A 19,223-nucleotide genomic window follows, 5' to 3' on the forward strand; every position below is an offset into this window, starting at 1 on the left:
CATGCCCTCGGCGCGAATCGGACCTATCGTGCTGATATGGAGCACGCACTCAGCCACGCGACCCTCTCCGAACTGCGCCGCCCCCGGCCCTATCCCGCGGTGTCCGTGCTGACCCCGACGCACCGCCGCGAGCCCCTGAACGCCGAGGACCGCGTGCGGCTGCGCAATGTCGTGTCCGAGGCGAAGAAGCAGCTGGAAGCCGACCCGTCGGTCACCCGGGAACGCCGCGCCGACGTCGGCGGCCAGCTCGACCGCGCGCTGGCCGAGGTGGACCTGTCGCACACCGAGGACGGTCTGGCGATCTTCGCGGCGCCCGGCGAGTACCAGGTGTGGTCGCTGGCCAGGCCTGTTCCGGAGCGTGTCGTCCTGGCCGACACCTTCCTCACCCGCAACCTGGTCTCCGCTCAGGCCGCCGGGCGGCCGTTCTGGGTGCTGTCGGTCTCGGCCGACCGCGTCACGCTGTGGAACGGAGGCGTCGACCGGGTCGTCGAGGAGCGCCGCGGCGGATTCCCGCTGGCCAGACGCCGGGAGAACTTCGACGCCGAGCGTCGGGAACGCGTCGGCGACATGCCCAGCGCCTTCCGCGACGAGGACACCCGGCACTTCCTGCGCGACGCCTGGACCACCCTCGGCCGGCTGCTGCGCGACAACCCGCGGCCGGTGTACGTCACCGGTGAGCCGGCCGCGCTCTCCCTGCTGGAGGAATTCGGCGGGGTCGCCCGCGACGCGGTGCACGTCCCGCACGGCGGGCTCGCCCACGCCGCCCCCGACGCCGTGTGGCAGGCCGTGCGCCCGGTGCTCGACGCGCAGGCCCGGCGGGACGCGGCCGCGGTGACGCGCGAGCTGGACTCGGCGCGGGGCCACAAGACCTTCGCGGCCGGCGTGGACGAGCTGTGGCGGAACGCGCGGGAGGGCAGGATCCGGCTGCTGGCCGTCGAGGAGAACTACCGGATCACCGTGCGCGACGACGGCGACCACCTCATCCCGGCCGAGAGCGGCGACCTGGACGCCCGCGAGGACATCGTGGACGAGATCGTCGAGCAGTGCCTGGAGACGGGCGCCGCCGTGCGCTTCCTGCCCGACGGCACACTGGGCGACGCGGACGGCATCGCGGGGGTGCTGCGCTACTGAGGGCACCCGAGCACTCCGGCTCGCCGCCGGCTGTCGCGGCGTCCGCGCGGCCCCCGCATCCCGTCGCGGCCCACCCGCGTCCTTCTCCGCCCGCCACGTACCCTACGGCGTGATCACCGCCGTGGGCCGGGAGGACGGACGTACATGGGTGAGCTGCTGGGCGTGGCCGTACTGGGCGCCGGACACATGGGCGCCGACCATATACGTCGCCTCGACCGGGTGGTGAGCGGCGCCAGGGTCGCCGCCGTGGCCGATCCCGACGAGGCCCGCGCGCGGGAAGCCGTCGCGGGCATCGAGGGAGTCGCTGTGCGCGCGGAGGCGGAGGCGGCGCTCGACGCGCCCGGCGTCGAGGCCGTCCTGATCGCCTCACCCGGCCCCGCGCACGAGGAGGCGCTCCTCGCGGCCTTCGCCCGGCGGCTGCCCGTGCTGTGCGAGAAGCCCATGGTGCCGGAGCCGGCGGGCGCGTTGCGGGTGCTGGAGGCGGAGGCGCGGCTCGGGCGCCGGCTGGCGCAGGTCGGGTTCATGCGGCGCTACGACGCCGAGTACCGCCGGCTGAAGGCCGTGCTGGACGGTGGCGGGCTCGGCCGGCCGCTCATGCTGCACTGCGTCCACCGCAACGTCTCCTCCCCTCCCGAATTCACCAGCGCGATGCTGATCGACAGCTCTGTCTCGCACGAGATCGACGCGGCCCGCTGGCTGCTGGGCCAGGAGCTGACCGCCGTCACGGTGCTGCGGCCCCGCCCGTCGGCGGGCGCGCCGCAGGGGCTGCGGGACCCGCAGTTCGCGCTCTTCGAGACCGACGGCGGCGCCCTGGTCGACGTGGAGGTCTTCGTCAACTGCGGCTTCGGTTACCAGGTGCGCTGCGAGGCGGTGTGCGAGTCGGGCAGCGTGCGCGTCGGCGACGACCGCGGGCCGCTGGTGACGACGGAGGGCTCGGCGGGCACACGGGTGCCCCAGGACTACCTGGTCCGGTTCGCCGACGCCTACGACCGCGAGGTGCAGGCATGGGTCGACGCCACCCGGCGGGGCCGGGTCACCGGCGCGACGGCCTGGGACGGCTACGCGGCCTCCGCGGTCGCCGAGGCCGGGGTCCGCGCCCTGGAGACGGGCGCGCGCGTCATGGTCGACCTCGCCCCGCGCCCGGCGCTCTACGCCTGAGGCCGGACCGCGCGGTCCGGCGTGGGGGAGGCTCAGGACTTGCCGAGTAAGGCGTCGAGCCCCCGGTCGACCGCACTCGTGAGGTCCTCGCTGCCCGGGGCGACGACCGCGTGGCTGCGGAGCAGGAAGCGGCGCAGGGCGGCGGTGTCGAACTGGAGCAGGGCGAGCCCCATCGGTGAGTGGAACTCCACGACGGTGCGCTCCGGTCCGCACGGCCAGATGTGCACGTCGCCGCCTCCGGCCGGGCCGCTCAGCCCCTCCTCCAGCAGCGTGCGCCCGAAGGTCCAGGAGACCGGCTCGCCCTGGAGCGCGGCCTCGGGCGGGAAGTCCAGGTGCACGGCGAGCGGGTCGGCGGCGGTGTAGCGCAGCGTCGCGGAGACGGACACCTCCCTCTCCTCCTCGGTGAAGAGCCGGGCTCGGGCGGACTGTCGGACGGTGACGTGAGCTAGGTCCATGGTCGGTCTCCGCAGCGGTGAGAGAGGTCGGCCGTTTCGGCGTGGTGCTTGTAGGACTTCGCAAGGGGCCCTCGCATTACGCGGAATCGGCGGCGAATTGATGTGACCTGCGTCACGCGCCGACGATCCGGGGGGCCGGGATCGTCGGCAGGCCGCCGTCCTGCGGCGCACCCTTGAACACACGGTCGTCGAACACCTGAGCATCATCCGTCGCACACCTATTCCGGTCCACCAAGTCGCGTACACGAACTACGACTTGGCCCGCTCCCCGGGTACACCGTTCGCACCCCATGACCTGGACATGAAGACTGTGGCATATGCCGGACGCATCACCGGATCGGGTGTTGCCAAATCCCTTACAGCGCGTGGCGGGCTGTGCCAGAGTCGTAACGGCCCCTCCCGTCCCGGCCGTCCCGTCCCCCCATCGGAGTGCGTCATGCCGTCCCCCCGCTCCGCGGACCGCCCCGCCGCCCAACCGCCAGGGCGTGGCAGGGTCGACGCTCTGATGACGCAGACGCGACGGCTCACGGGCGAGGTGGACGCCGTCCGGCGGGACGCGCAGGGCGACGGATCCGACCCGCAGGACCGCTGGCAGCGTGCGCTCTGCGACCTCGCGCTACGGCAACTCGGGGATGTGCACGCGCACTTGGCCCAGCTGCGGGACGGCCCCTCCCCCGTCGGCGAAGCCGACCCCGCACCCGCCGCATCTGCCGCCGGCCGGCATGACGCGCTGATCGGCCCGGTCGGCAGCGCCGAGTGGAACCTGCTCACCGACGACGCCCTCTGGTCGGCGGAGCTGTACCGGATCCTCGGCCGTGACCCGGCCGCACCCCCGCTCACCCTCGACGAACTCCCCTCACTGGTCCTGGAGGAGGACCGACGCGCCCTGACGGCGATGGTCACGGCCTGCCTCGTCGACGGCCGCCCCATCGACGGGGAGTTCCGGATCGTCCGGCCGGACGGCGAGATCCGCGCCCTGCACATGATGGGCGAGCCCGTGGTCGACGCCGACGGCGGCACCTGTGCGATGTGGGCCGTGCTCCGGGACGTCAGCATCCTGCGGCACGGCAGGCGAGAGGTCAGCGAGAGCCGCGACTCACTGCGCCTGCACCGCCGGACGGCCCGCGCCGAGCACCGGTGGGCGACCGAACTCCAGCAGGCCGTACTGCCGCCCGGGCGGGGCCCCCTGCGGCTGCCTCACACCGGACCCCGCTGCCTCGACCTGGCCGCCCGCCGACTGCCCGCCCGCGCGAGTTCACCGCTCGGCGGAGACTGGTACGACGCCCTCGAACTCTCCGACAACGAGACGCTGTTGAGCGTGGGCGGTCTCACCGGGCAGGGCCCGGCCGTCGCCTCCACCATGGCGATGCTGCTGGGCGCTCTGCGCGGCATGGCCATGGCGGGCACCCACCCGGCCCAACTGCTCTCCTGGCTCGACCAGTTACTCGAAGCCGACGCCCAGCCGGCCCTGGGCAGCGCCCTGTGCTGCCGCTATCTCCCCGACCGCCGCACCCTGTTGTGGGCGCGGGCCGGACACCCCGCTCCGCTGCTGTTCCGCGCGGGGACGGGGCGCCGGCTGACCGGCCCGGACGGCGTCCTGCTCGGCGCCACCCCGGGCGCCGCCTACGGTCAGGCCGAGGAGACCCTCCAGGAAGGCGACCTGCTCCTGCTGCACACCGACGGGCTGGCGCCCGGGGGCGGCACACCGGCCGAAACGGAGGACCGCCTCCTCGGCCTCGCCCCCCGGCTGCACGGCACGCACACCGCACAGGACTGCGTGCGGCTGGTCGTCCAGGAGTGCGGCGGGAGCGGACGCGAGGACGACGCCTGTCTGCTCGTCGCCCGGGTGACGGCTCCCGACCGCCCCGGCACCCCCTGACCGGCCGGCTCACAGCCAGGCGCTGCCGCCGCTGCCCCCCTTCGCCTTCGTCTTCGGCAGCGCCTGGCGGATCTCCTCCCGCAGCTCGCCGATCCTCGGGGAACCGGTGTACTCGGCCGTGAGCCGGTACATCTGGCGCAGCCGGTCCCAGGTGCGGCGCGAGGAGTTCTGACCCATCGACACCAGCGCGAGGCGCGCGAACCTGTCCGCCTGCTCGGGGTCGTCGGCGATGAAGCACGCCGAGGCCATGGAGAGGAAGTCGAAGATCTTCGACCTCTCCTGGGCGTCGGCCCGCAGCGCCAGCGCCTTGTCCGCGTAGTGCTGGGCGTGGGCGGCGGCGCCCGGCTCGAACTCCGCCAGCGTGCGATAGGCCAGCGCCTGCATGCCGTACAGATCCGCCTCGTTGAACAACTGCATCCAACTGGGCGGCGGCACATCGCTCTTGTCGGAGACGAACAGGTCCTCCGCCTGACCGAGGGTGCGGCGCACGGCCTGGCTCTTGCCCATCGACGCCTGTGCCCAGGCCTCGATGGTGTGGAACATCGCCCGGGTCCGCGGCAGCACCTGGTCGCCGGATCCGGACTGGGCGAGCTTCATCAGGTCCAGGGCGTCGTCGGGACGGCCCAGGTGGACCATCTGCCGGGCCGCCCGGGACAGCGCCTCGCCGGCCCGGGGCCGGTCGCCCCCCTCGCGCGCGGCGTGGGCGGCGATGACGAAGTACTTCTGCGCAGTGGGCTCCAGGCCGACGTCGTGCGACATCCAGCCCGCGAGGACGGCCAGGTTGGCGGCGACGCCCCACAGGCGGCGCTGGAGATGGGGCGGGTGGCGGTAGGCGAGCATGCCGCCCACCTCGTTGAGCTGGCCCACCACGGCCTTGCGCTGGAGTCCGCCGCCACGAGCGGCGTCCCAGGCGCGGAACACCTCCACGGAGGACTCCAGTTCGTCGACCTCGGCCGCGCCCACGGGAGCGGCCTCGTAGCGGTCGTAGCCGGCCGGTTCGGCCTGGACGAAGTTACGGCCGACGACAGGAGCGTCGGCGGAGAGGATGGGGTCGGTGTGCAGCCAGTCGTACATGGCGCTGCTGAGTGCTGATCCCGCGGCGAGCACGGCACCCGCGCCCACCAAGCCGCGTCGGTTGAGCATGAGGTCCATTCCCGTGAATTCGGTGAGGACCGCGGCGGTCCGTTCGGGCGCCCACGGCACGCCGTCGGGATGTTCCTCACTCCCGCCGCCCCGCCGTTTCCCCGCACGCCCGTGCCGTACCAGACCGAGGTCCTCGATGGTCACGACACGGCCGAGACGCTCGGTGAACAGAGCCGCCAGCACCCGCGGCACCGGATCGCGCGGGATCTCTCCCATGTCGATCCACCGCCGCACCCGGGAGGTGTCCGTCGCCAGCTGGAGGTGGCCCATGGCCGCCGCCTGCCGGTTGACCAGCCTCGCGAGTTCACCCTTGGACCAGCCGGCCAGGCCGAACAGGTCCGCCAGGCGGGTGTTGGGTTGTCCGCTCACGTCAAGCCCCCAGGTTCTCGGCTGAGTTGACAGTAGCCCGCAAAAGTTGCCGGGCGACTATTCGCCAGGGTTTCGCCAGGGTGCGCCAGATGGTGTGCCACTGGGCGACGGGTGTCAGGTAGGAACGCGCCACCCCGACCCGGTCGCCGAGGGACATTCCCCAGGGTGCACCCGCAGGGGCCGGTCGGGGCAGCGTCATCACGTCCGGCACACGAAGGGATCTGTTTCGCCCATGTACGCAGCATCGTCCTCCGTGTCCGCACCGCCCCGGTCGCCGCGCATCCGTCCGGGCGGCGGCGGCCCGTACCTCGACCCCGCCCGGGCCACGCCGCCCGTGCTCGGCGCGGGCCGCGGCCGGCGCCCCGGGGTGCTCGGCACGCAGCCGCTCAGCGGGCGACTGGACCTGTCCGGCCCCCAGGGCGCCCAACTGCGCACGGCGATCGCGTCGGTGCACCGGATCTGTCCGGAGTTCGCACCGGTGCAGGTGCTGCGCCGCAGCGGCCGCTCCGTGCTCCTGGTCGGCACCACGGGACGCAGCACGGCCGTCGCCAAGTGTTTACTGGACCACTCCCCGGCGTGGTCCGAGCGGATCCGGCACGAGATAGCGGCATACCGCACGTTCGTCCGGCACCGCCCCCCAGTGCGGGCGCCGAGACTGATCGCGGCGGACCCGGACAACTGCACCCTGGTCGTCGAGCGGATGCCCGGCCGGGTCGCGGCGCTCCAACGGCATCCGACAGAGGCCCCGCCGAGGGCCGACATCAGGGCGGCGCTCGGCGCGGTCTGCCGCCTCAACGCCTGGCGGCCCCCGGCGGGCACGTTCGACGCGCCGCTGGACTACGCGGCCCGGATCTCCCGCTACCACGAGCTGGGGCTGCTCACCGACCGGGATCTGGGCGACCTCCAAAAGCTCCTGCACGGCATCGCGGCGAGCGCCGGCCGGCAGGGCATGGGCCAGTTCTGCCACGGCGACGCCCTGCTGTCGAACATGCTCCTCTCACCGGCCGGTCCAGTGCTGGTGGACTGGGAGCACGCGGGCTGGTACCTGCCGGGCTACGACCTGGCCACGCTGTGGGCGGTCCTCGGTGACGCGCCGGTGGCGCGCCGTCAGATCAGCCAGATCGCGCAGTCCGCGGGCCCGGCCTCCCGGGACGCCTTCCTGGTGAACCTGATGCTGGTGCTGACCCGTGAGATCCGCACCTACGAGACGGCCGTGCAGCGTTCGATGCACGACGCGGCCCCGGCGGTCGCGGGGGCGGCCCACCCTGGAGCCGTGCCCTCCGGCGAGGAGCAGCGACTGCTGCTGCGACGGCTGCACGACGACTGCCAGCTGGCCCGGCGGGCCGTCCGGGCGGCGGTCGGCACCCGCTGAGGGTCCCTCACCGATCCCAGCGGACCAGAAGGCCCGCGGTGCGCCAGAGCGGCGGCGCACCGCGGGCCTCTCCGCGCGCCCTCCGTCTCCCGGCCCCTGCACAACGGTCGGCGGGCACCGCTTGCGCCGTCGGCGCGAAACGCCCCGAACCCCTCTTGACAAGGGAAATCGTCCTCCTTTGGGCATGATTGACGGACCGTCGGCAAGCCGGTACGACTGACGCACGTTCGGCCCCGCACGCCCCGCCCGCTCGCTCGTCCCAGGAGGCCGCATTGCGAGGACCCGTCCCCGCCCCCCACACCCCCGCCGGACACCGACGCGCCCGAAGAGCCGCCGGCGCCGTCGCCTCGGCGGCCCTGCTGATGCCCCTGCTGGGCGCCGGCCCGGCCCCCGACCGGGCCTCCCCCGCCGCGGCCTCCCCGGACACGCTGCAGCAGGCGTTCGCCGCCGCGGCCGAGAAGTACCGGGTGCCGCAGAGCGTGCTGCTGGCCGTCTCCTACCTCCAGTCCCGCTGGGACGCGCACAGCGGCGCGCCGAGCGTGACCGGAGGCTACGGGCCGATGCACCTCACCGACGCCCGCACCGCCCTCGCCAAGGCCCCCCACCACAGCGAGGGCAGGGAGGACTCGCGCGGCGACGACGCCCGCCCTCCCCTGCGCCCGCACCCGGCCCACGTGGACGCCGTCGACCTCCCGGCCCGGCTGCGCACGCTCGTCAAGGCCGCCGAGCTCACCGGCATGAGCCTGGAGCGGCTGCGCACCGACCCGGCGGCCAACATCACCGGCGGCGCCGCCCTCCTCGCCTTCGCCCAGCGCGACCTGGGCGCGCCGCTGAGCGCCGACCCGGCGGACTGGTACGGAGCGGTGGCCGGTTTCTCCGGCGCCGAGGACAGCGCGACGGCCGCCGCGTACGCCGACGACGTGTTCGACGTGCTCCGCACCGGCGAGGAGCGCACCACCGACGCCGGGCAGCGCGTCGCCCTGTCCCCGCGTCCGCGCATGGCGCCCAAGAAGGGGCAGCTGAGGCAGACCGGTCTGCGGGCGGCCGCCGCCGAGGGCACCGAGTGTCCGGCGGGCGTCTCCTGCGAGTGGATCCCGGCGCCCTACCAGCAGTTCGGCGACGGCGACTACGGAAACCACGACCTGGGCGACCGCCCGGCGGCCCAGTCCATCAAGTACATCGTCGTCCACGACACCGAGGGCGGCTGGGAAGGCGTCATCAATCTGGTCCAGGACCCGACGTATGTGTCCTGGCAGTACTCGCTGCGCTCGACCGACGGCCATGTCGCCCAGCATGTGAAGGCGAAGGACGTGGCGTGGCACGCGGGCAACTGGTACGTCAACGCCAAGTCGATCGGGCTGGAGCACGAGGGGTTCCTCGCCTACCCGGACTCCTGGTACACGGAGGCGATGTACCGCTCGTCGGCCCGCCTGGTGACGTACCTGGCGGGGAAGTACGGCATTCCGCTGGACCGGCAGCACATCCTGGGTCACTCCAACGTGCCCGGTCCGACGTCGGCGGCGGTGCCGGGGATGCACACCGACCCGGGACCGTACTGGGACTGGGCGCACTACTTCGAGCTGCTGGGCCGTCCGGTGAAGGCCACGGCCCGTCGCAACAGCGCTCTGGTGACGATCCGTCCGGACTACGCCGCCAACCGGCCGGTCTTCACGGGCTGTGTCGCCAAGGGCGAGCCGTGCGCGGCGCACGGTTCCAGCGAGGTGCGGCTGCACTCCGACCACGACGAGAAGTCCCCGCTGATCCAGGACGCGGGCCTGGGCACCACGCCGGGCACCGGGGTGAACGACATCTCCTCGCGCGTCTCCACCGGTCAGCAGTACGCGGTCGCCGAGCGGTGGGGCGACTGGACGGCGATCTGGTACCTGGGACAGAAGGCCTGGTTCCGCAACCCGCCGGCGCAGCCGACGGCGGTGCCCGCGAAGGGCGTGGTGGTGACCCCGAAGGAGGGGCTGGACAGTGTGCCGGTCTACGGGCGGGCCTACCCGGAGGCGTCGGCCTATCCGGCCGGGGTGCCGGTCCAGGCGGTGTCGCCGCTGCCGTACCGGCTGCCGAAGGGGCAGAAGTACGTGGTCGGCGACAAGGTGCCGGGCGAGTACTACTACGCGGTCGGCTTCGCCACCGACGCGCACAAGGTGGTGGTCGGCAAGGACGAGTACTACGAGATCCAGTTCGGGCACCGGGTGGCGTTCGTCCGCGCGGCGGACGTGACGGCGTCCGCCTCGTAACCGCCCGGCGTGAGCACCCGGCCCGTTGAGGGGGGCGGGTGCTCAGCCCTGCTGGAAGAGCTCCGCCGGGAGCGGCTTCAGCAGGGCGTACAGGTCGTCGGTGATGGGGCGGTCCCAGGCGGCGATGGTGACGAGGACGTTGTCGCTGCGGTCGAACTGCACGCAGGAGATGCGGCTCTCGGAGAGCTTGAGGCGGCGCACGATCAGGAGGTTGTCGCCCTGCATCACAGGCATGTCCTCGGTGCCGACGACGGTCACCTCCTCGTCGTTCTCCAGCGCGAGCAGCAGTTGGGCGACCTCGAAGGGCACCTCGCCCTCCTCGACGTCACGGGCCGGGGAGCCCTCCGGGAGGTTGCCGATGATCATCGCGGGGCCGCGGCCGCCGAAGAGGTCGTAGCGCAGGAAGACGCCCTGGCAGGTGCCGTCGGGGGCGGGCAGCAGGCCGGCGCCGAGGTTGCCGGGCCAGTCGCCCGGATCCATGGCCAGGACGTCGAAGTCGGGCCCGGCGGGAGTGGCGCTGCGGCGGCGGAGGAACGACATGCCGCAATGGTACGGGGTGCCGTAGCGCGGTGGCGCGGGGAGGACGCGGCTCGTTGCCGGGTGCTGGTCCGGCGGGGGGTCGCTTCCCCGCGCCCCTGGGGCGTGGCGGTCGCCGCTTGCTTTCAGGTCGCCGGCTGCTTGTGGCGTTCGTGGTGGCGGGCGACTCTCGCTCTGTTGCCGCAGGACGGTTTGCACCACTCCTGGCGGGGGTGGTCCTTGAGGAAGTAGCGCACGCAGCGGGGGGCGTGGCAGGCGCGCAGGCGGTGGCGGTCGGGGCCGGTCAGGAAGGCGATGGCGGCCTGGGCGAGGGCGGCGGCGAGGTCGTCGGGGCCGGGTGCCGGGCGGCGGTCGCTCACGGGTCCGGCGTCCGGCGTCCAGCGCAGGACGGGGACGGTGGGGGTGCGGGCGGCGGCCCTGTTGAGGCGGTCGAGGGCCTCGGGCACGGGCAGCAGCCGGGCGGCGTCCGCGGGGCTCGGCTCGCCGGGGCGCACGGCGTGGGCGAAGAGGGCGCGGACGGCGGCGCGCACTTCACGGACGGCGGCGAGGTCGCCGACGTCGGGGAGGTGTACGGCGGCGCCCGGGAGGTCGTCGGCGTGGCCGCGTATCCATACGGCCAGGCTCTCGGGGTCGGCGAGGTCGTCGGCGACACCGCCGTGGCCGTCGTGCCGGACGGTGAGCGCGAGGTCAAGGGCGAGGCGGGTGTCGGCGGGCTGCGCGGGCGGCATGCGCCTAATGATAGGCCCCGCACGTGCCATTAGTGCTCGGCGGGTGTCTCATTCCTCCGCCGGTGCGGGCGGCACCACCGCGACCGGGCTCGCCGCGTGCAGCAGGACCGCGTGGGTGACCGAGCCGAGCATGCGGGCCGGGGCCAGGAGGCGGCGGCGGTGCCGGCCCACGACGACCAGGGCGGCGTCCTTCGAGGCGGCGACCAGGTGGGCGGCCGCGTCGCCGGGGGCGGGCCACGGCTCCGCCCGGACCCCGGGGTGGCGGTCGCGGTGGGCGGCGAGGAAGCCCTCGGTGAGGGTGCGGGTCTCGCGTTCGACGACGTCCTGGTCCACGGGCGGCGCCTGCAGTTCCCCGGGGGCGGCCCAGGTCTGGACGGGCCACGGGTATGCGGCGACCACCTGGAGGCGGGCCTCGCGCAGGGCGGCCTCGGTGAAGGCGAAGCCGAGCGCGGCGTCGTCGGGGCCGTCCACGTTGAGGCCGACGACCACGCGGGGCCCGGGCTCCTGTTCCGGCCCGTCGACGTCGCGGCCCGGCCGGGGGACGATCACCACCGGGCACTCGGCGTCGCGGGCGGCACTCAGGCCGTTGGAGCCGAGCAGCAGGCTCGCGAAGCCTCCCCGCCCCCGGGAGCCGAGCACCAGCAGCTCGGCCTCGGCGCCCAGTTCGGGAAGGAGCGCGCCCGGAGCCCCGTCCAGGCCGACGTACTCGGTTCCCCTCGGGCCGGGTCGGCCCTCCAGGCGGGCGCGGGCGTCGGCGAGCACCGGGTCGCCGTCCGGCGGCGGGGGCACGACCACCGGGCCGCCGGGCGGGGTCCAGACGGAGTACTGCCGCACGTGCGCCACGCGCAACGGCGCCCCGCGCCGTCGTGCGGCCTCGACGGCCCAGTCCAGGGCGCGCCAGCTGTCGTCGGAACCGTCGACCGCCGCGACGACCGGCAGGGTGCTCATGGTCCTCACCTCCGGGATACGACCTTCGTCCTGCTGGGCCCAGCCTGGCCCAGCGTGCGGCGCGGGCGGGGCGCCGTGGGTCGCGTGTCCGGAATTCGAGGGGGAACACCGCCGGTTCGGCCCGCCGCGGCGGACACCCGAGCGGCTTCTGACGGCTCGGCGGGACGGCCGGCGCTCAGGTGAGGTCGAACTCCCCTTCCCGGGCCCCTGAGACGAACGCGCCCCACTCGGCGGGGCTGAAGATCAGGGACGGGCTCTCGGGGCGGCCGCTGTTGCGCATCGCGACGAACCCCTCGACGAAGGCGATCTGGACATCCCCCCGGCCCCGGCTGCTGGACTGCCACTCGGCCCTGCTGAGGTCCAGCTCCGGCTTGTCCCAGCTCGCGAACGGCTGCTGTTGGATGGTGCTCTCGGCCACGTCCGTGCTCCTCCCGGTTCGTCGTCCGCGGCCAGCCTAGCGACCGGTGACGGACCCCGACAGAGCACCTGAGGGGGACCTTTCAGGACACGGGCGGCCGCGCCCCCACGAGCCACATGGAGAAGAACTGCGAGCCGCCGCCGTAGGCGTGGCCGAGGACCTTCCTGGCCCCGTCCACCTGGTGCTCGCCCGCCTGGCCGCGCACCTGGAGCGCCGCCTCCGCGAAGCGGATCATGCCGGAGGCGCCGATGGGGTTGGTGGAGAGCACGCCGCCCGACATGTTGACGGGCAGGTCGCCGTCGAGCTCGGTCACGCCGGCCTCGGTGAGCTTCCAGCCCTCGCCCTCGTCGGCGAAGCCGAGGTTCTCCAGCCACATGGGCTCGTACCAGGAGAACGGTACGTAGATCTCCGCGGCGTCGATGTCGCGGCGCGGGTCGCTGACGCCGGCCTGGCGGTAGACGTCGGCGGCGCATTCGCGGCCGGCCCGCGGGGAGACGAAGTCCTTGCCGGCGAAGAGCGTCGGTTCGCTGCGCATCGCTCCGCCGAGCATCCAGGCGGGCGGCCGCGGTGAACGGGCGGCCCCGGCGCGGTCGGTGAGGATCATGGCGCAGGCGCCGTCGGAGGAGGGGCAGGTCTCGGAGTAGCGGATCGGGTCCCACAGCATGGGCGAGGCCTGGACCTTCTCCAGCGTGATGTCGTGTTCGTGGAGGTGGGCCCAGGGGTTCTTGAGGGCGTTGCGGCGGTCCTTGTAGGCGACGAGGGAGCCGACGCTGTCGGGTGCGCCGCTGCGCCGCATGTACGCGCGCACGTGGGGGGCGAAGAAGCCGCCGGCGCCGGCGAGGAGGGGCTGCTGGAAGGGGATCGGCAGGGACAGGCCCCACATGGCGTTCGACTCGGACTGCTTCTCGAAGGCCAGGGTAAGCACGGTGGCGTGGACACGGGCGGCGACGAGGTTCGCGGCGACCAGCGCGGTGGATCCGCCGACGGAGCCGGCCGTGTGGACGCGCAGCATGGGTTTGCCGACGGCGCCGAGGGCGTCGGCGAGGTACAGCTCCGGCATCATGACGCCCTCGAAGAAGTCGGGCGCCTTGCCGATGACGACGGCGTCGACGTCGGCCCAGGTCAGCTCGGCGTCGTCGAGGGCGCGTCGGGCGGCCTCGCGGACCAGGCCGGCGATGGAGACGTCCCGTCGGGCGGCGACGTGCTTGGTCTGTCCGATGCCGACGACGGCCACGGGTTCCTTGCTCATCGCGGATCCCCTTCGAGTACGGCGACCAGGTTCTGCTGCAGGCACGGGCCGGAGGTGGCGTGGGCGAGGGCGCGGTCGGACTCGCCGCGATGGATGCGGGCGGCGGCCTCGCCGATGCGGACGAGTCCGGCGGCCATCATCGGGTTCGCGGCCAGGGCGCCGCCGGAGAGGTTGACGCGCACGCTGTCGTCGAGGCGCAGCGCCTTGCGCAGGACGATCTCCTGGGAGGTGAACGGGGCGTGCAACTCGGCTGTGTCGACGGGGCGTTCGAAGACGCCGGCGCGTTCGGCGGCGAGGCGGGTCGAGGGCGAGTCGGTGAGGTCGCGCACGCCCAGGGAGTGGGCCTCGGTGCGGTGGTCGACACCGCGGATCCAGGCGGGCCGGGAGCACAGTTCGCGTGCCCTGTCGCCGGCGGCGAGGATCACGGCGGCGGCGCCGTCGCCGACGGGCGGGCAGTCGCCGGCGCGCAGGGGCCGTACGACGTAGTCGCCCTGGGGGGCCGAACCCCTGGACTGGGCATGGCGGTTGAGGGTGGCGGCGCGCCGGCTGCGGGCGCCGATCGCGGCGAGGGCCGGTTCGTCGGCGTCGCCGGCGTCGATCAGGGCCTGCGCCTGGAGGGCGGCGAGGGCGACGGAGTCGGGCCACAGGGGGGCCACGTAGTACGGGTCGAGCTGGCGGGTGAGGACGTCGCGCAGCGAGCCGGGCGAGGACTTGCCGTAGGAGTAGACGAGGGCGGTGTCCGCGTCGCCGGTGAGCAGTTTGGTCCAGGCCTCGTACAGGGCCCAGGCGCCGTCCATCTCGACGTGGGACTCGGAGATCGGGGGCCACGCGCCGACGCCGTCGAGGGCGAGGGTGAAGGAGAAGGCGCGGCCGGCGAGGTAGTCGCTGGAGCCGGAGCAGGTGAAGCCGATGTCTGCGGTCTTCAGGCCGGTGCGGTCCAGGACCTCGTGCAGGACCGGCATGAGCATCTCGACTTCGGAGAGCTCGTCGGTGGTGCGCAGGACGTCGGTCTGCGCGAAGGCGACGACGGCGACGTCGCGGACGCCGGGCGCTTCCTCGGGGACGGCCGCGTCCGAGGGGGTCATAGCAGCTCCTTGTAGGCGTCGTAGTCCGCGTCGGGTTCGCCGGTGGGCCGGTAGTGGTCGGGGTAGCGGGCGCCGTCGGTCCACACGGGTTCGACGCGCAGGCCCATGCGCACCTGGTCGTAGGGGATGCCGCCGATGCGCCCGTGCAGGGCGAGGCCGGCGCCGTCGAGGGCGATGTGGGCGTAGACGTAGGGGACCTCTATGTCGAGGTTCTTCGCTTTGATGTTGACGATGCAGAAGGTGGTGACGGTGCCGCGGGGGCCGACCTCGACCTGTTCGGCGGTGGGGACGCCGCAGGTGGGGCAGGCGCCTCGGGGTGGGACGTACACCTTGCGGCAGGAGGGGCAGCGTTCGCCGACGGTGCGGCGTTCGGAGAGCGCGGCGATGTAGCCGCTCTGGGCGCGGCCCGGGGAGTAGGTGTAGTCGAGGCGGGCGTGGGCGACGACGCCGGTGACCCGGTCGTCGAACTCGCCCGTGTGGCCGCCGGGTTCGGCCGCTTCGCCGTCGTAGGGTTCGAAGCAGGCGATGTCGGTGATGGCGCCGGTGCGGTCCTCGGCCCAGCGGATCCGTACGCGCATGCCGGTGTGGACGGCGTCGGGTCCCGGGGCGTCCAGGGCGTGCAGCAGGGCGGTGTCGGCGCCGTCGAGACGGACGAGGGCCCAGGCGAACGGGGTGTCGAGGGGCTGGCCGCGGCGGGGCTCGTGGTTCCAGGCCCAGGTGGTGACCGTGCCGGTGGGGGCGACTTCCACGAGGTCGCCGATCTCCTCGGCGGTGACGGGGTCGTACTCGACGGGCGGGACGAGGGTGCGGCCGTCGGCGGTGCGCACCGCGAGGACCACGCGTTCGCGCAGGCCGGTCAGGAAGGCGCTCTGGACGGGGCCGAGGGAGCGGGTGAAGGGGAACTCGACGACGAGGGGCGCTTTGAGCAATTCGGGCACGGGGACTCCTCAGGCGCGCTGGTAGACGGGCGGTCGCTTCTCGGCGAAGGCACGGGCGCCTTCCCTGGCGTCCGCCGTGTCGAAGACGGGCCAGCCGCGGGCGAGTTCGGCGGCGAGGCCGTCCGTCTCGCTCATCTCGGCGGTGTCGTACACCGACGCCTTGACGGCCTCGACGGCGAGCGGGCCGCAGGCGTTGATCTGCTCGGCGATCTCCAGCGCCTTGGTCAGGGCGGTGCCGTCGGGGACGACGTGGCCCACGAGACCGATGTCCGCTGCCTCGCGGGCGCTGTACGGGCGTCCGGTGAGCAGCATCTCCAGGGCGTGGGTGCGTGGGATCTGGCGCTGGAGGCGGACCGTGGAACCGCCGATGGGGAACAGGCCGCGCCTGACCTCGAAGAGGCCGAAGGTCGCCGATTCCCCCGCGACGCGGATGTCGGTGCCCTGGAGCATCTCGGTGCCGCCCGCCACGCAGTGGCCCTCCACGGCGGCGATCACGGGCTTGCGGGGGCGGTGGTGGCGCAGCATCGCCTTCCAGTGCAGGTCCGGGTCGGCCTTGAGCCGGTCGCGGTACCGCTCCCCTTCCATGCCCTTGCCGGCGAGGGCCTTGAGGTCCATGCCGGCGCAGAACGAGCCGCCGGCGCCGGTGAGGACGATCGAGCGGACCGTGTCGTCGGCGTCGGCCTCCACCCAGCCGTCGTAGAGCCCGACGAGCAGCGCGATCGAGAGCGCGTTCTTCGCTTCGGGCCGGTTGAGCGTGAGCACGAGTGTGGCGCCCTCGCGCCGCACGGTGAGATGTTCCGTACCGCCCATCACCCATCTCCCCTCTGACAGAACGAGAACAGGTTGCAGGAGGCGGTGAGGCACTTCAAGGGTTTTCTGACACACAGTCAGATTTATTGGCGCGGACCCTTCCCACTTGCCGCGCCCTTTGCTCTGATGACCGGCGAACGAGGGGCAGCGAGGTCAGGAGGAGCGGTGGAGTACAACCTTGCCGACCTGTTCGAGTCGGTGGCCGACGTGGTGCCGGAGCGTGAGGCGCTCGTCTACGTGGACCATCCGGGCACGGGCGCGGAGCGCCGGCTGACGTACGCGGAGCTGGACGCGGCGGCCAACCGCATCGGCCACCATCTCCTCGACAGCGGGATACGCCCCGGCGAGCACCTCGGGCTGCACCTCTACAACGGCATCGAGTACCTCCAGACGGTGCTCGGCTGCCTGAAGGCGCGGATCGTGCCGGTCAACGTCAACTACCGCTATGTAGAAGAAGAGTTGGTCTATCTCTACCGGGACGCCGACCTGGCCGCCCTCGTCTTCGACGCGGAGTTCGCCCCCCGGGTGAAGGGGGCGCTGCCGCAGACCCCGGCGCTGCGTCATCTGATCCGGGTGGGCGGGGCGGCGGAGGGCGTCACCGCCGTGCCGTTCGCCGAGGCGGAGGCGGGCGGATCCGCCGAGCGCGGGTTCCCGGAGCGTTCCGGGGACGACCAGTTCATCATCTACACCGGGGGCACCACCGGGCTCCCGAAGGGTGTGATGTGGCGTCAGGAGGACTTGTTCTTCGCGGGGTTGGGGGGTGGCGCGCCGACCGGTGAGCCGGTCAGGAAGCCGCAGGAGATCGCCGAGCGGGTGGCGGCCGGCGGGTCCGGGATCACCTTCTTCCCCACTCCCCCGCTGATGCACGGCACGTCCACGCTGACCGCGTTCATCGGCTTCAACTTCGGCCAACGCGTCGTCATCCACCGTAAGTTCGTGCCGGAAGAGGCGCTGCGGACGATCGAGAAGGAGAAGGTCACCAGCATCTCCCTGGTCGGCGACGCGATGCTCAGGCCGCTGATCGACGCGCTGGAGGGGCCGATGAAGGGCGTCGACTGCTCGTCGGTGTTCAGCGTCTCCTCGTCCGGGGCGATCATGTCGGACACGGTCCGCCGCCAGTTCCGGGCGCTGATGCCGAACGCGATGCTGCTGAACAACTTCGGCTCCTCGGAGTCCGGGTTCAACGGCACGGCGACGGACGACTCCGGCCCCGAGCGGGGTTTCCGCATTCGCGTCAACTCCCGTACGCAGGTGGTCGATCCGGTGACGCACGAGCCCGTCGCGGCCGGTGAGGTGGGCCGGGTCGCGCAGCGCGGACACGTGCCCCTGGGCTACTACAACGACCCGGCGAAATCGGCCGAGACGTTCTTCGAGAAGGACGGGGAGCGCTGGGTGCTCCTCGGTGACATGGCCACCGTCGACGCGGACGACGTGGTCGTCGTCCTCGGCCGTGGCTCGCAGTGCATCAACACCGGCGGCGAGAAGGTGTACCCGGAGGAGGTCGAGCAGGCGCTCAAGGCCCACCCGGACGTGTACGACGCCTTGGTGGCCGGCGTGCCCGATCCGACGTGGGGCAACCATGTGGCGGCCGTGGTGCAATTGCGCGGCGGCGCGCAGTCCCCCTCCCTGGAGGACATCCAGACCCACTGCCGCACCCGCCTCGCCGGCTACAAGGTCCCCCGCCAGTTGGTCATCACGGACTCCATCCGCCGCTCCCCCAGCGGCAAGGCGGACTACCGCTGGGCCCGGGACGTGGCAGCGGCGTCGGACCACTGAGCGCCGGCGGACACGAGGGCTGTGGCCGGCCCGCCGGCACGAGGGGGCCTTACCTCGCCGGGGCCGTCGGCGCGGCGGCGTTCAGGAAAGCGGCCGTACGACGGGTGAACCATTGCGGGTCGTCCAGCCACGGGTAGTGGCCGGCGTCGGGCTGGACGGCGAATTCGGCGTTCGGGAGCACGTCGGCGAGGAGGCGGGCGGCGGCGGGGCACGGGCCGCCGTCGGCGCCGCCGGCGAGGACCAGCGCGGGGGCGGTCACCTCGGCGAGCGCGGCGCGCAGTGCCGGCGGGTCGTAGGCGCCGGGCCCGTGGAAGCGCTCCTCCGCCTCGACGTTGGCCCGCGCCTCCATGCCGGCCGCGTGGGCGCGGGCGGTGTCGTCCCAGCGGCCGTAGAAGAAGCCGCCGAACGCCGCGAAGTCCTCGTCGGTCACCTCCTCGCCCGCGAGCCAGGCCCGGAACGCCGGGAAGACGGCCGCGAACCACGGCTCGTCCTTGCGCAGCAGCGCGGCCGCCAGCCGTTCCTCGGGCGTGGCCGGCCGGCCCAGGGCCCAGGGGATGACGGTGACGAGCGCGAGCCGGGCCACCCGCCGGGGATGCCGGGCCGCGTACAGCAGGGCCAGGTTGCCGCCCGCCGAGTGGGCGAGCACGTCCATCCGGTCCAGCCCCAGCCGGACGCGGAGCGCTTCCACGTCGTCGATCTGCCGGTCGCAGCGGTAGGTCGCCGGGTCCGCCGGTACGGCGGAGTCGCCGGTGCCTCGCGGGTCGAGCAGGATCAGCCGGCGGTGGGCGGTGAGTCCGCCCAGGTCCCCCAGGTACTCGGAGGCCTGCATGGGCCCGCCGGGCAGGACGACGAGCGGCTCGCCCTCGCCCCGGACGTGGTAGGCGAGTTCGGTTCCGTCGGACGCGGTGAAGGTCGGCATGTGTCGATCTTCACCGCACGCGCGGTCCGCGTGCAACGCGGTTGCGGAGCACGCCGGCCGTA

The 19,223-nt window shown here is 73.4% G+C and carries 17 protein-coding genes; 6 read left to right on the forward strand and 11 right to left on the reverse strand.

Translation table 11 applies throughout. The annotated features are described in order from the left end of the window. Window positions 1-36: 36 nt before the first annotated feature. Window positions 37-1,131, forward strand: coding sequence for a chemotaxis protein (locus tag ACIRS4_RS01335; protein WP_404188247.1), 1,095 nt, complete (start codon window positions 37-39; stop codon window positions 1,129-1,131). Window positions 1,132-1,275: 144 nt separating this feature from the next. After that, window positions 1,276-2,289: a Gfo/Idh/MocA family protein gene (locus ACIRS4_RS01340; RefSeq protein ID WP_404188250.1), complete on the forward strand. Its 1,014-nt coding sequence runs from the start codon at window positions 1,276-1,278 to the stop codon at window positions 2,287-2,289. 32 nt (window positions 2,290-2,321) lie between these two features. Here ACIRS4_RS01340 and ACIRS4_RS01345 read toward each other — a convergent pair whose 3' ends face one another. Beyond that, window positions 2,322-2,744, reverse strand: a complete 423-nt coding sequence (locus tag ACIRS4_RS01345; protein WP_404188253.1) for an SsgA family sporulation/cell division regulator — start codon at window positions 2,742-2,744, stop codon at window positions 2,322-2,324. 436 nt (window positions 2,745-3,180) lie between these two features. On the opposite strand from ACIRS4_RS01345, the gene ACIRS4_RS01350 reads away from it, so the two are divergent. Further along, window positions 3,181-4,623 carry a PP2C family protein-serine/threonine phosphatase gene (locus tag ACIRS4_RS01350; protein ID WP_404188256.1) on the forward strand — a complete coding sequence of 481 codons (1,443 nt, stop codon included), beginning with the start codon at window positions 3,181-3,183 and terminating at the stop codon, window positions 4,621-4,623. A gap of 9 nt (window positions 4,624-4,632) precedes the next feature. On the opposite strand, the gene ACIRS4_RS01355 is transcribed toward ACIRS4_RS01350, so the two are convergent. After that, window positions 4,633-6,135 (reverse strand): hypothetical protein, encoded by a 1,503-nt coding sequence (locus ACIRS4_RS01355; protein ID WP_404188258.1) that lies wholly within the window; start codon window positions 6,133-6,135, stop codon window positions 4,633-4,635. Between the two features lie 232 nt (window positions 6,136-6,367). Between ACIRS4_RS01355 and ACIRS4_RS01360 the strand changes: the two genes are divergently transcribed. Continuing rightward, the gene (locus ACIRS4_RS01360) at window positions 6,368-7,507 is read left to right on the forward strand and encodes an aminoglycoside phosphotransferase family protein (protein WP_404188261.1); all 1,140 of its coding nucleotides are present in this window, start codon (window positions 6,368-6,370) and stop codon (window positions 7,505-7,507) included. A gap of 272 nt (window positions 7,508-7,779) precedes the next feature. Then, complete coding sequence (locus ACIRS4_RS01365) at window positions 7,780-9,753, forward strand: N-acetylmuramoyl-L-alanine amidase (RefSeq protein ID WP_404188264.1); 1,974 nt, start codon at window positions 7,780-7,782, stop codon at window positions 9,751-9,753. Window positions 9,754-9,795: 42 nt separating this feature from the next. Here the strand turns inward: ACIRS4_RS01365 and ACIRS4_RS01370 are convergent, their stop codons facing one another. From ACIRS4_RS01370 to ACIRS4_RS01405, 8 genes are all read right to left on the reverse strand, one after another. Next, window positions 9,796-10,293, reverse strand: a complete 498-nt coding sequence (locus tag ACIRS4_RS01370; RefSeq protein ID WP_351089562.1) for a hypothetical protein — start codon at window positions 10,291-10,293, stop codon at window positions 9,796-9,798. Between the two features lie 122 nt (window positions 10,294-10,415). Next, window positions 10,416-11,018: a CGNR zinc finger domain-containing protein gene (locus tag ACIRS4_RS01375; RefSeq protein ID WP_404188267.1), complete on the reverse strand. Its 603-nt coding sequence runs from the start codon at window positions 11,016-11,018 to the stop codon at window positions 10,416-10,418. Window positions 11,019-11,066: 48 nt separating this feature from the next. Further along, window positions 11,067-11,966: a universal stress protein gene (locus ACIRS4_RS01380; protein ID WP_404188269.1), complete on the reverse strand. Its 900-nt coding sequence runs from the start codon at window positions 11,964-11,966 to the stop codon at window positions 11,067-11,069. A gap of 175 nt (window positions 11,967-12,141) precedes the next feature. Continuing rightward, window positions 12,142-12,384, reverse strand: coding sequence for a DUF397 domain-containing protein (locus tag ACIRS4_RS01385; RefSeq protein ID WP_404188272.1), 243 nt, complete (start codon window positions 12,382-12,384; stop codon window positions 12,142-12,144). 82 nt (window positions 12,385-12,466) lie between these two features. Continuing rightward, entirely contained in the window at window positions 12,467-13,633 is a 1,167-nt protein-coding gene (locus tag ACIRS4_RS01390; protein WP_404188274.1) for a thiolase domain-containing protein, read from the reverse strand. Further along, window positions 13,630-14,718, reverse strand: coding sequence for a thiolase domain-containing protein (locus ACIRS4_RS01395; RefSeq protein ID WP_404188277.1), 1,089 nt, complete (start codon window positions 14,716-14,718; stop codon window positions 13,630-13,632). Before ACIRS4_RS01395 ends, ACIRS4_RS01390 begins: the two co-directional genes overlap by 4 nt. Next, window positions 14,715-15,656 (reverse strand): Zn-ribbon domain-containing OB-fold protein, encoded by a 942-nt coding sequence (locus tag ACIRS4_RS01400; RefSeq protein WP_404188280.1) that lies wholly within the window; start codon window positions 15,654-15,656, stop codon window positions 14,715-14,717. Before ACIRS4_RS01400 ends, ACIRS4_RS01395 begins: the two co-directional genes overlap by 4 nt. A 9-nt stretch (window positions 15,657-15,665) precedes the next feature. After that, window positions 15,666-16,466, reverse strand: coding sequence for a crotonase/enoyl-CoA hydratase family protein (locus tag ACIRS4_RS01405; protein WP_404188281.1), 801 nt, complete (start codon window positions 16,464-16,466; stop codon window positions 15,666-15,668). A 165-nt stretch (window positions 16,467-16,631) separates the two neighbouring features. On the opposite strand from ACIRS4_RS01405, the gene ACIRS4_RS01410 reads away from it, so the two are divergent. Then, window positions 16,632-18,242 carry an acyl-CoA synthetase gene (locus ACIRS4_RS01410; protein WP_404188283.1) on the forward strand — a complete coding sequence of 537 codons (1,611 nt, stop codon included), beginning with the start codon at window positions 16,632-16,634 and terminating at the stop codon, window positions 18,240-18,242. A gap of 49 nt (window positions 18,243-18,291) precedes the next feature. Here the strand turns inward: ACIRS4_RS01410 and ACIRS4_RS01415 are convergent, their stop codons facing one another. Then, window positions 18,292-19,161, reverse strand: a complete 870-nt coding sequence (locus ACIRS4_RS01415) for an alpha/beta fold hydrolase (protein ID WP_404188284.1) — start codon at window positions 19,159-19,161, stop codon at window positions 18,292-18,294. Window positions 19,162-19,223: the final 62 nt, after the last annotated feature.

The sequence above is a fragment of the Streptomyces sp. NPDC101166 genome, assembly GCF_044768125.1.
Classification (GTDB): domain Bacteria; phylum Actinomycetota; class Actinomycetes; order Streptomycetales; family Streptomycetaceae; genus Streptomyces.

Bases quoted from the DNA above. Each gene is read 5' to 3' on its own strand.
- ACIRS4_RS01415 (WP_404188284.1), bottom strand. From the start codon at position 19,161: ATGCCGACCTTCACCGCGTCCGACGGAACCGAACTCGCCTACCACGTC.
- ACIRS4_RS01405 (WP_404188281.1), bottom strand. From the start codon at position 16,466: ATGGGCGGTACGGAACATCTCACCGTGCGGCGCGAGGGCGCCACACTC.
- ACIRS4_RS01395 (WP_404188277.1), bottom strand. From the start codon at position 14,718: ATGACCCCCTCGGACGCGGCCGTCCCCGAGGAAGCGCCCGGCGTCCGC.
- ACIRS4_RS01370 (WP_351089562.1), bottom strand. From the start codon at position 10,293: ATGTCGTTCCTCCGCCGCCGCAGCGCCACTCCCGCCGGGCCCGACTTC.
- ACIRS4_RS01360 (WP_404188261.1), top strand. From the start codon at position 6,368: ATGTACGCAGCATCGTCCTCCGTGTCCGCACCGCCCCGGTCGCCGCGC.
- ACIRS4_RS01350 (WP_404188256.1), top strand. From the start codon at position 3,181: ATGCCGTCCCCCCGCTCCGCGGACCGCCCCGCCGCCCAACCGCCAGGG.
- ACIRS4_RS01390 (WP_404188274.1), bottom strand. From the start codon at position 13,633: ATGAGCAAGGAACCCGTGGCCGTCGTCGGCATCGGACAGACCAAGCAC.
- ACIRS4_RS01335 (WP_404188247.1), top strand. From the start codon at position 37: ATGGAGCACGCACTCAGCCACGCGACCCTCTCCGAACTGCGCCGCCCC.
- ACIRS4_RS01345 (WP_404188253.1), bottom strand. From the start codon at position 2,744: ATGGACCTAGCTCACGTCACCGTCCGACAGTCCGCCCGAGCCCGGCTC.
- ACIRS4_RS01340 (WP_404188250.1), top strand. From the start codon at position 1,276: ATGGGTGAGCTGCTGGGCGTGGCCGTACTGGGCGCCGGACACATGGGC.
- ACIRS4_RS01380 (WP_404188269.1), bottom strand. From the start codon at position 11,966: ATGAGCACCCTGCCGGTCGTCGCGGCGGTCGACGGTTCCGACGACAGC.
- ACIRS4_RS01375 (WP_404188267.1), bottom strand. From the start codon at position 11,018: ATGCCGCCCGCGCAGCCCGCCGACACCCGCCTCGCCCTTGACCTCGCG.